The following is a 9,985-nucleotide window of genomic DNA, read 5'->3' on the forward strand; positions in this document are numbered from 1 at the left end:
TGCTCACGCTCCCGTGGCGACGAGGAGGACGGCGACCACCAGGACGACGGTGCCGGCGAGCAGCGCGCTCACATAGGTCTGTACGTTGCCGGTCTGGGCGCGCCGTACGGCGGCACCCAGCAGGCGGGGCACGGCGCTCGCGCCGCGTACATAGGTGTCGACGACCTCTCGGTCGAGGAACCGGACGAGGGTGGCGCCGGCCTGGACCGGGCGGACGAACAGCGCCGTGTACAGGGCGTCCAGGTGGAAGCCGACGGCCGCGTGGCGGTGCAGCGGGCCGAGCAGGAGTCGGCCGGGGTCCGCCGGGTCGGGTGCGCCGGCCATGTCTCCGTAGGCGGGGGTGTGGGTGGCGATGGCCTCGGCCTCGACCAGGCCGCCGTCCGCGTCCGGGTGGGCCGCGACGGCGCCCAGGGAGACGCGGGCCGCCAGGGCCGTGGTGTGACGCCAGGCTCCGTAGGTGACGATGCCGCCGACCAGGGCCACTCCCGTGCCGAGGACGGACGTGGTGAGGGTCGGGGTCAGGTCGTGGCCGTCGAACCAGTCGGGCAGCCTGCCGTAGGCGAACCCGCCCAGGGCGAGGGAGGGGATCGCGAGCACCCAGAGCACGGCGGTCATCGCGACGGGCTGCCTGCCGTGGTCGGGGGCTTCGGCGCCGCGGCCGCGGAAGGCGAGCAGCCACAGGCGGGTCGCGTAGGCGGCGGTGAGCAGGGCCGAGACCAGACCGGCGACGAGGACGATCCAGCCGGCGGCGCCCGGGATGCCCTCGGCGTGGCCGGTGGAGACGTGTTCGGCGGCGCCAAGGACGGACTCCTTGGAGAAGAAGCCGCTGAAGGGCGGGATCGCGGCGAGCGCGAGGAGCGCCACGGTCATCGTCCAGTAGGCGTCGGGGACCCGGGCGCGCAGGTTGCCCATGCGGGACATGGCGGCCAGTGAGTTGGTGCCGGCTGCGTGGATGATCACGCCGGCCGCGAGGAACAGCAGCGCCTTGAAGGCGCCGTGGGTGAGGAGGTGGAAGACGGCGGCACCGCGGTCGCCGACGGCGAGGGCGCCGGTCATGTAGCCGAGCTGGCCGATCGTCGAGTAGGCGAGGACGCGCTTGATGTCGTCCTGGGCGAGGGCGGCGAGGGCGGAGCCGGCCATCGTGACGGCGGCCATGACGGCGAGGACGACCAGTGCGGCCGAGGAGGCCGCGAAGACCGGGAGGAGCCGGGCGACGAAGTAGACACCGGCGGCGACCATCGTCGCGGCGTGGATCAGCGCGGAGACGGGGGTGGGGCCCGCCATCGCGTCAGGGAGCCAGGTGTGCAGCGGGAACTGCGCCGACTTGCCCGCCACGCCGGCCAGGAGCAGCAGGGCGACCAGTGTCGGGTGGTCGAGGCCGCCGGTCGCGACGGTGCCGAGGATCTTCGTGATCCGGAAGGACCCGGCGTCGGTGGCGAGCGCGAACAGGCCGATCAGGAAGGGGACATCACCGAGTTTGGTGACGAGGAAGGCCTTGAGGGAGGCGGCGCGGGCCTCCGGGGTCTCCCAGTAGTGGCCGACCAGGAAGTACGAGCAGATGCCCATGATCTCCCAGCCGACCAGCAGCACCATCAGGTCGCCGGAGTAGACGACGAGCAGCATCGCGGAGGTGAAGAGGGAGACGAGAGCGGCGTACGAGGGGTAGCGCGGGTCGTCGCGCAGATAGCCCGTCGAGTAGATCTGCACACAGGTCGCGACCAGGCCGACGAGGACGGCGACGAGGGCGGCGAAGCCGTCGATGTGCAGGGCGAGTTCGACGGGGACCGAGCCGGTGGGTGTCAGCTCGGTGGCGGCGTCGACGGCCCGGTCGCCGCCCTGGCGTACGGCGACGACCACGGCGAGGGCGAGCGCCGCGAGGGTGGGCAGTACGGCGAGGGGGCGTACGAAGCCGGGAGCCGTGCGCCCCAGGAGCAGGCCTGCTGCGGCGCCCAGGAACGGGAGGAGGGGGACGAGGACGGCGAGGGTGGTCGTGGTCACGCGGTGGCCTCAGCCTTCTCGTCTTCCGTTTCCGTGCCGTCTGCGGCGTCCGTGCCGGTGGCTTCGTCGGGGCCGTGCGGCTCGGCGGTGTCGCGGAGTTTGTCGATGTCGGCGGTGCCGCGGTTGCGGTGGACGGCGAGGACGATCGCCAGGCCGATGCCGATCTCGGCGGCCGCGATGGCGATGGTGAACAGGGTGAGGGCCTGGCCGGAGTGCAGGGTCTCGCGGGCGGTCCTGCTGAGCCAGACGTCGAAGGCGACCAGGTTGAGGTTGACGGCGTTGAGCATCAGCTCGACGGACATCAGGACCAGGATCGCGTTGCGGCGGGCGAGGACGCCGTAGAGGCCGGTGGAGAAGAGGAGGGCGGAGAGCACGGCGGGATAGGCGAGGTGCATCAGAGGGCACCTTCCTGCTCTGCCGGGTCGTTTCGCTCGATCGGGTGATTCCGGGAATCCGGGACAGAGGGGGAACTACCGGTCGCGGCTCGGGAGTTCACAGGGGGAGAGCTCGACTCCGCCTTCGTCTTGCGGGACAGGACGATCGCCCCGACCAGGGCCGCGAGGAGAAGGACGGAGAGGGCCTCGAAGGGCAGGACCCAGTTCTGGAAGAGGCTCGCACCGGTGACGGCGGTGGAGCCGGCGGCGGCACCGTCCAGGTCGATCCAGGTCGTGCGGAAGGCGTCGACGACGACCCAGACCAGGGCGGCGGCCGAGGAGAGGGCCACGGCGAGGGCGGCCCAGCGGTTGCCGGAGTCGGCGTCCGGGGAGCGGCCGATGGGGGCCCTGGTGAGCATCAGACCGAAGAGAAGGAGGACGACGACGGAACCGACGTAGATGAGGACCTGTACCCAGGCGATGAACTCGGCTGTGAGGAGGAGGTATTCGACGGCGAGGCCGCCGAGGGTCACCACCAGCCACAGGGCGGCATGCACCAACTGCCGGGTGGTCACGGTGACGAGCGCGGCGCCGAAGGTGACCAGGCCGACGAGGAGAAAGGCGATCTCGACGCCGGTCGGGGAGAGGAAGCCGTGGGTGTCGGAGGCGGCGGTCGTGGTGCGTGCTGCCGTCGCGGCGGCTGCGGCAAGGCTCACGAGTTCCCCTCCTGCGGTTCGGGCTGCTGAGGTCCGGACTCCTGCGGCTCGGGCTGGGTGGCCGCCAGCTTCTCCGCCGCTTTGCGGGCCGCCGCGATCTCCTTCGGTTCCTCGGCTGCGGGGTCGAGGGCGGGTGGGGCCGGGACCGTCCACATCCACTCGCGGAGCTTGTCGCGTTCGTGGGTGAGTTCGTGGATGTCGGTCTCGGCGTACTCGAACTCCGGGGACCAGAAGAGGGCGTCGAAGGGGCACACCTCGATGCAGATACCGCAGTACATGCAGAGGGAGAAATCGATGGCGAAACGGTCGAGGACGTTGCGGCTGCGCTCGCGGCCACCGGGAGCGGCGGCCGGGACGGTCTCCTTGTGGGAGTCGATGTAGATGCACCAGTCCGGGCACTCGCGGGCGCACAGCATGCAGACCGTGCAGTTCTCCTCGAAGAGTCCGATGACTCCGCGGCTGCGGGGCGGGAGGTCGGGCTGGGCGTCCGGGTACTGCGCGGTGACGGTCTTCTTCGTCATCGTGCGGAGGGTGACGGCCAGGCCCTTGGCCAGGCCTGAGCCAGGGATGGGGGCCACTAGGAGATCACCACCTTGACGATGCCGGTGAGGGCGATCTGAGCGAGGGAAAGGGGGACGAGGAGGGTCCAGGCGAGCTTTTGGAGCTGGTCCTCGCGCAGACGGGGGTAGGTGACGCGCAGCCAGATGACGACGAAGGCGAGGACGGCTGTCTTGAGGAGGGTCCAGACCCAGCCGAGGCCGTCGGCAGCCCAGGGGCCGTGCCAGCCGCCCAGGAAGAGGACGGTGGTGAGGCCGCACAGGACGACGATCCCGGCGTACTCGGCGAGGAGGAAGAGGGCGAAGCGGAGGCCGGTGTACTCGGTGTAGGCGCCGAAGATGATCTCCGAGTCGGCCACCGGCATGTCGAAGGGGGGCCGTTGGAGTTCGGCGAGGCCGGCGACGAAGAAGACGATCGCGCCGACGATCTGCCAGGGCAGCCACCACCACTCGAACGCGTCGACGATGCCGGGGAGCGAGACCGTGCCTGCGGCCATCGCGACCGAGGCGGCGGTCAGCAGCATCGGGAGTTCGTAGGCGAGGAGTTGGGCGGCGGTGCGCAGGCCGCCGAGGAGGGAGAACTTGTTGGCCGACGCCCAGCCGGCCATCAGCGAGCCGAGGACGCCGACGCCCATGACGGCGAGGACGAAGAAGATACCCGCGTCGACGACCTCGCCGACGGCGCCCTCGCCCGGGCCGATCGGGATGGCGAGGAGGACGAGGAGGTACGGGAGGAGGGCCACGGCCGGGGCCAGTTGGAAGATACGGCGGTCGGCTCCGGCCGGGACGATGTCTTCCTTCTGGGCGAACTTGACGCCGTCCGCGACGAGTTGGGCCCAGCCGTGGAAGCCACCGGCGTACATCGGACCGAGGCGGCCCTGCATGTGGGCCATCACCTTGTGCTCGGTCTGACCGACGATCAGGGGGAAGGTGAGGAAGACGACGAAGACGATCAGGAGTCGCAGGGCGACGTCGAGCGCGTCGTTCACTGCGAGCCTCCTGAGGGGTTCTCGGGGGTGCCCTTTTCGGGGGCGGGGTCGTCCGGGGCCGGGGTTTCGGGGGCGGGTGCTTCTGGTGCGGAGGCCTCCGGTGCAGGGGCTTCCGGTGCAGGGGCCTCGGTCGGTTCGGGGGTGTCGGTCGGTTCGGAGGCCTTCGGAGTGGGCTCGTCGAAGGCGGGGCGGGCGTGGTGCCAAGGGGCGTCCGCCGTGGGGGGTGGCTTGGGGGCCTCTGTCGGCGGGGGCTCGGGAGCGGCGGCCTCGGTCGGCGGTGTCTGGGGGCGCTGCGACGCCGAGCCCTGGCTTGCGCTGCGCGACCGGCGGGGGGTGGCCGGCGGGGCGGCCTCCGTGGGGGTGCCCTCCGTTGCCGGGGGCGAGCCTGCCGGGGTCTGGCCCGCCGGGGATGCCGGGGATGGGTCTGCCGGGGGCTGGCTTGCCGGGTCTGCCGGGGCTTGGCCCGCCGGGGCTTGGCTTGCCGGGGCTTGGCCCGCCGGGGCTTGGCTTGCTGAGCCTTCCGAGGCCGTGCGGGTGCGGCGTACCGGGCGGTCGGCGGGCGTGCGGCCGGCGGTTGCTCGGGCCGGGCGGGTCGGGGCCGGGGGGAGTTGGCCCTTCAGGGGGCCCCATTCGTTGGGGTCGGGGACGCCCGGGGGGAGCATCTGGCGGCGCTTGGGGCCGCCGTGCTCCGACTCCCCCGGTTCCTTGGCGCCCGGCCAGGCCTTGGCGACGCGGGCCGCCAGTACGAAGTCCTTGCGGAGGGGGTGGCCCTCGAAGGTCTCCGGGAGGAGGAGGTGGTCAAGGCCCGGGTGGCCCTCGAAACGTACGCCGAACATTTCGTGGGTCTCGCGCTCGTGCCAGGCGGCGCCCGCGTAGACGTCCACGAGGGAAGGGAGTACGGGGGACTCGTGCGGGACTGTCGTGCGTACGAGGAGGCGGCGGACCGGGGAGAGGGCGACCACGTGGGCTGCGACGCGGAAGCCGGTGCCCGGTTCGTCGACCGCGCTGAGCCAGTCGAAGTAGGTGCAGGAGAGACGGTCGCGCGCTGTTTCCAGGGCTGCCGTCCAGGAGGTCGGGGGTACGTCGACGGTCAGGACGTCGTAGGACTCCTCGGCGGTGGCCTCCGTACCGAAGAGGTCCTCGGTGGGGGCGGGCAGCCAGCCGGTCGCCGTCATCTGTTCGACTCCCCTGCGGCCGGCGGCTGCACCAGGGGGCTCTGGAGTGCGGCCGGGGACGGGCGGGTCGACTGGGCGGACGCGTACCGCTCGCCCAGGGACTCGCGGGCGATCTTCTCCTGGAGTTTGAGGATGCCCTGGAGGAGGGCCTCGGGGCGGGGCGGGCAGCCGGGGACGTAGACGTCGACCGGGATGATCTGGTCGACGCCCTTCGTCACGGAGTAGGAGTCCCAGTAGGGGCCGCCGCAGTTGCTGCAGGCGCCGAAGGAGATGACGTACTTCGGCTCGGGCATCTGTTCGTAGAGGCGGCGTACCGCCGGGGCCATCTTGTCCGTGACCGTGCCCGAGACCACCATCAGGTCGGCCTGGCGGGGGCCGGGGGCGAAGGGGATCACGCCGAGGCGGATGAAGTCGTGGCGGGCCATGGACGCGGCGATGAACTCGATGGCGCAGCAGGCGAGGCCGAAGTTGAAGACCCAGAGCGAGTAGCGGCGGCCCCAGTTCAGGACCACCTTCATCGGTTCGGGGGCCAGGCGGGCGAGGGCGCCCAGCCGTTTCGGCTCCGGCAGCAGAACGGGAACCGATTCCCGTGAATTCGTTTCTGGCGTCACGTCCATGTCAGGACGCCCTTCTTGTATGCGTAGAGCAGGCCAACAGCCAGGAAGCCGAGGAAGATGAACATCTCGACGAGGGTGGTCGCGCCGTAGCCCGGGGCGGCGAAGACGGTGGCCCAGGGGAACAGGAAGATCGAGTCGACGGCGAAGATGACGTAGAGGAAGGCGTAGACGTAGTAGCGGACCTGGGTGTGGGCCCAGCCCTCGCCGACGGGGTCGACACCGCACTCGTACGTCATGAGCTTCTCGGGGGTCGGGACCACGGGGCGCAGCAGGCGGCCGGCCCCGAAGGCGACGGCGACGAAGAGCACGCCCACGACGGCGAGCAGGCCGACGACGGAGTAGGACTGGAAGTACTCCGACGCCGCGATGTACCCCATGTACTCAGTGTGCTCCGTCGTGGCGGTAGCGGTCGGTGCCTGCACTTCCGTCCCTCGCTCCCTGGCCTCGTCACGTCTCGCCCCTGGCGTTCGGCGATCTGTACGGACGGGAGTCTAGGGCCTGCTAAAGAGACCGTAAGCAGCCCGTCACACATGGCCATGCCCGAAGTGATGTGCAAGGTGGGGTTTTCCCCCGGGTCGGCGGGCGGTCCGCCTCATGGCGCCGGGGCGCGGCGGCGGGCAGGCTGGCGAACATGACCGCACGTATCACCGCCACCAGCGCGGGAACCGAGGGCGACCGACTGCCCCCTGTCCGTTTCGCCCTCGACCCGCACACCTGGAAGGAGATCGCCCATCTCCTGGCCAACCTGCCGATGGCGTTGTTCGGTTTTGTGTATGTGGTGACCGTGGTGTCGACGGGGTTCTTCCTCACGTTCACGGTGATCGGCGTCCCGCTGCTCGCCGCCGGGTTGATGGGCGCGCGCCAGTTGGGCCGGATCGAGCGGGCGCGGGCCAGGGTGCTGCTCGGGGTGCGGGTGGACGAGCCGAGTCCGCTGCCGCTGGCCGGGCGGGGCGCCCGTGGCCAGGAGCTCGGGTTCTTCGGGCAGTTGTGGATGGCGTTGAAGGACCCGGTCGGCTGGCGGACCATCCTGTACGACTTCGTGCGGCTCCCGTGGGCCGTCCTCACCTTCACTGTCGTGCTCGTGTCGTTGTTCGTGCTGTGGCCGGTGCTGCCGTTCGTGGCGCGGGGGCTCACCAACGTGGACCGGGCGATGGTGCGCGGGCTGCTGTCGCCCTCCGACGAGCTGGAACGCCGTATCGCTGAACTGGAGTCCGACCGGGGGGTCGTGGTCGACACGGCCGCCGCCGATCTGCGGCGGATCGAGCGCGATCTGCACGACGGGGCGCAGGCCCGGCTCGTGAACCTCGCGATGGGGCTCGGGCTGGCCAAGGAGAAGCTGCTGGAGGGCCAGGCCGACGAACATGTGGCGGCGATGGTCGAGGAGGCGCACGGCGAGGTGAAGCTCGCGCTGCAGGAGCTGCGCGATCTGGCGCGCGGGATCCATCCGGCGGTGCTGACGGACCGGGGGCTGGACGCGGCGCTGTCCTCGGTGGCCTCGCGGTGCACGGTGCCGGTGCAGGTCACGGCCGATCTGCCGGCCAGGCCTGCCGCCGCCATCGAGGGCATCGCCTACTTCACGGTCTCCGAGCTGCTCCAGAACATCAGCAAGCACAGCGGGGCGCGGAGCGCCTCCGTCGACGTGTGGCGTACCGAGGACCGGCTGCTGATCCAGGTCTGGGACGACGGGCGCGGTGGTGCGCGGCTGGACGGCGGTACGGGGATGGCGGGGCTCGCGGACCGGCTGGGCGCGGTGGACGGGCTGTTCGTCATCGAGTCGCCCGAGGGCGGGCCCACGACGGTCACGGCCGAGTTGCCCTGGCGGGAGCGGGTCGAGCAGTCGTAGGCAGGGCTTTCTTTTCAGGGTCTTGGTAGGGAAAACCCCCGGGGGAAGACGCCTACGTGCTCCATGGTCCGTGCGGGTCGGGGCGAGCAGGCTGATGGCAGGCGAACAGGGCAGCGGCGGGCGCGCCGACTGGGACTCGTAGGACTAGTAGGACGGACTGGGGCGATGGCCATGGAGTACGGACAGGGGTACGGGCAGCAGGGCGGGCCCGGGGCCGGATTCCACGGGACGGGCGACGGGGGTGCCGGGGGCTTCGGGGAGTGGGGGCGGGGAATGGCGGAGGATCAGGGGCCTGGGCGGGGGCGGCGGTTTCGGTTGCCGGCCGCGTTGCGGGCGCCTGTCGAGGCGCGCAGCTGGCGTGAGTTCGCGTATGTGCTGCTGAGCCTGCCGGTCAGCGTGCTGGTGTTCACGTACGCCGTCACCATGGCCTCCACCGGTGCGGGGCTGCTGATCACCTTCCTGGGGATTCCGGTGCTGGCCGTGGGCCTGGCGGGGTGCCGGGGGTTCGGGGTGCTGGAACGGAAGATGGCGCGGGCGCTGATCGGCGCCGACGTGGCCGAACCGGAGCCGGTGCGGACCCGGAAGTCGGGGGCGGCGGCCTGGATGGGGGGTGTGCTCAAGAGCGGTACCTCGTGGCGGCATCTGCTGTTCTCGGTGCTGCATCTGCCTTGGGCGATGTTCTCGTTCCTGGTTGCGGTGATCTTTTGGGTCTATGGGTGGGCGCTGCTCACGTACCCGCTGTGGTTCTGGGTTTTTCCGATGTACGGCGGGCAGGACGGCCTTCAGCTGTACGGCGACGAGACTCACCGGATCTACCTCGACAACCCGTTCGAGGTCACGGTGACCGCGCTGATCGGGCTGTTGTTCACCATGGCCACGCCCTGGATCGTGCGGGCACTGACCCTGGTCGACCGGGTCATGGTGCAGGGGCTGCTCGGGCCGTCGCGGCTGGCGACGCGGGTCGTCGAGCTGGAGTCCGACCGGGGGGTCGTCGTCGACACCGCGGCGGCTGATCTGCGGCGGATCGAGCGGGATCTGCATGACGGGGCGCAGGCGCGGCTGGTGGCCCTGGCCATGGATCTGGGGCTCGCGAAGGAGAAGCTCACGGAGGATCCGCAGGCCGCGGCGCGGATGGTGGACGAGGCGCACGGTGAGGTGAAGACGGCGTTGCAGGAGCTGCGGGATCTGGCGCGGGGGATTCATCCGGCGGTGCTGACGGATCGGGGGCTGGACGCTGCTCTGTCGGCGGTGGCTTCTCGGTGTGCGGTGCCGGTGCAGGTGGAGGTGGATCTGGTGGAGCGGCCTGCTGCCGCGATCGAGGGGATCGCTTACTTCACGGTGTCGGAGTTGCTGCAGAACGTGAGCAAGCATGCGTCGGCCACGTCGGCGTCGGTGGATGTGTGGCGGGTGGAGAACCGGTTGATGTTGCAGGTGGTGGACGACGGGGTGGGCGGGGCGGATGCCTCCGGCGGGTCGGGGTTGGCCGGGTTGGCGGGGCGGCTTGATGCGGTGGATGGGATTTTGGTGGTGGATTCTCCGGTGGGGGGGCCTACTCGGGTTACTGCGGAGTTGCCTTGGCGGGGGTGAGCGGTGGTGCGGGGGCGGTTTTTTTCGCCCCCGCCGCCCCTACCCCTTCCCATCCCGGGGGGGGGGGGGCCCCCCCCCCCCCCGGGGGCGGGGGGCTGGCCGCCGGCGGGGCGGGCGGGGCGGGCGGGG

General features: G+C 71.2%; 10 protein-coding genes. 2 read left to right on the forward strand and 8 right to left on the reverse strand.

What is annotated here, in order from left to right; genetic code table 11:
• Positions 1 to 3: 3 nt before the first annotated feature.
• Genes ACWCRB_RS24815 through ACWCRB_RS24850 form a run of 8 tightly spaced genes read right to left on the reverse strand, consistent with a single transcriptional unit; the run spans position 4 to position 6,803 of the window.
• A complete protein-coding gene (locus tag ACWCRB_RS24815) occupies positions 4 to 1,998 on the reverse strand; it encodes an NADH-quinone oxidoreductase subunit 5 family protein (protein ID WP_450998125.1) in 1,995 nt (664 codons plus the stop codon).
• Positions 1,995 to 2,393: an NADH-quinone oxidoreductase subunit NuoK gene (gene nuoK, locus ACWCRB_RS24820; protein ID WP_235475577.1), complete on the reverse strand. Its 399-nt coding sequence runs from the start codon at positions 2,391 to 2,393 to the stop codon at positions 1,995 to 1,997. The genes ACWCRB_RS24815 and nuoK overlap by 4 nt, the downstream gene beginning before the upstream one ends.
• Positions 2,393 to 3,088, reverse strand: a complete 696-nt coding sequence (locus ACWCRB_RS24825; protein WP_450998126.1) for an NADH-quinone oxidoreductase subunit J family protein — start codon at positions 3,086 to 3,088, stop codon at positions 2,393 to 2,395. Before ACWCRB_RS24825 ends, nuoK begins: the two co-directional genes overlap by 1 nt.
• Positions 3,085 to 3,666, reverse strand: coding sequence for a NuoI/complex I 23 kDa subunit family protein (locus tag ACWCRB_RS24830; RefSeq protein ID WP_450998127.1), 582 nt, complete (start codon positions 3,664 to 3,666; stop codon positions 3,085 to 3,087). The genes ACWCRB_RS24825 and ACWCRB_RS24830 overlap by 4 nt, the downstream gene beginning before the upstream one ends.
• Positions 3,666 to 4,634, reverse strand: a complete 969-nt coding sequence (locus ACWCRB_RS24835) for a complex I subunit 1/NuoH family protein (RefSeq protein WP_235475580.1) — start codon at positions 4,632 to 4,634, stop codon at positions 3,666 to 3,668. The genes ACWCRB_RS24830 and ACWCRB_RS24835 overlap by 1 nt, the downstream gene beginning before the upstream one ends.
• Positions 4,631 to 5,809, reverse strand: a complete 1,179-nt coding sequence (locus ACWCRB_RS24840; RefSeq protein ID WP_450998128.1) for an NADH-quinone oxidoreductase subunit C — start codon at positions 5,807 to 5,809, stop codon at positions 4,631 to 4,633. The genes ACWCRB_RS24835 and ACWCRB_RS24840 overlap by 4 nt, the downstream gene beginning before the upstream one ends.
• Positions 5,806 to 6,426, reverse strand: coding sequence for an NADH-quinone oxidoreductase subunit B (locus tag ACWCRB_RS24845; RefSeq protein ID WP_450998129.1), 621 nt, complete (start codon positions 6,424 to 6,426; stop codon positions 5,806 to 5,808). The genes ACWCRB_RS24840 and ACWCRB_RS24845 overlap by 4 nt, the downstream gene beginning before the upstream one ends.
• Positions 6,417 to 6,803 carry an NADH-quinone oxidoreductase subunit A gene (locus ACWCRB_RS24850; RefSeq protein ID WP_235475583.1) on the reverse strand — a complete coding sequence of 129 codons (387 nt, stop codon included), beginning with the start codon at positions 6,801 to 6,803 and terminating at the stop codon, positions 6,417 to 6,419. Before ACWCRB_RS24850 ends, ACWCRB_RS24845 begins: the two co-directional genes overlap by 10 nt.
• Positions 6,804 to 7,057: 254 nt before the next feature.
• On the opposite strand from ACWCRB_RS24850, the gene ACWCRB_RS24855 reads away from it, so the two are divergent.
• Positions 7,058 to 8,269 (forward strand): sensor histidine kinase, encoded by a 1,212-nt coding sequence (locus ACWCRB_RS24855; protein WP_450998130.1) that lies wholly within the window; start codon positions 7,058 to 7,060, stop codon positions 8,267 to 8,269.
• 165 nt (positions 8,270 to 8,434) lie between these two features.
• Positions 8,435 to 9,856, forward strand: a complete 1,422-nt coding sequence (locus ACWCRB_RS24860; protein ID WP_450998131.1) for a sensor histidine kinase — start codon at positions 8,435 to 8,437, stop codon at positions 9,854 to 9,856.
• Positions 9,857 to 9,985 lie beyond the last annotated feature (129 nt).

It is taken from the genome of Streptomyces sp. NPDC002156 (assembly GCF_053593675.1).

Bases quoted from the DNA above. Each gene is read 5' to 3' on its own strand.
- nuoK (WP_235475577.1), bottom strand. From the start codon at position 2,393: ATGCACCTCGCCTATCCCGCCGTGCTCTCCGCCCTCCTCTTCTCCACC.
- ACWCRB_RS24840 (WP_450998128.1), bottom strand. From the start codon at position 5,809: ATGACGGCGACCGGCTGGCTGCCCGCCCCCACCGAGGACCTCTTCGGT.
- ACWCRB_RS24845 (WP_450998129.1), bottom strand. From the start codon at position 6,426: ATGGACGTGACGCCAGAAACGAATTCACGGGAATCGGTTCCCGTTCTG.
- ACWCRB_RS24850 (WP_235475583.1), bottom strand. From the start codon at position 6,803: ATGGGGTACATCGCGGCGTCGGAGTACTTCCAGTCCTACTCCGTCGTC.
- ACWCRB_RS24855 (WP_450998130.1), top strand. From the start codon at position 7,058: ATGACCGCACGTATCACCGCCACCAGCGCGGGAACCGAGGGCGACCGA.
- ACWCRB_RS24860 (WP_450998131.1), top strand. From the start codon at position 8,435: ATGGCCATGGAGTACGGACAGGGGTACGGGCAGCAGGGCGGGCCCGGG.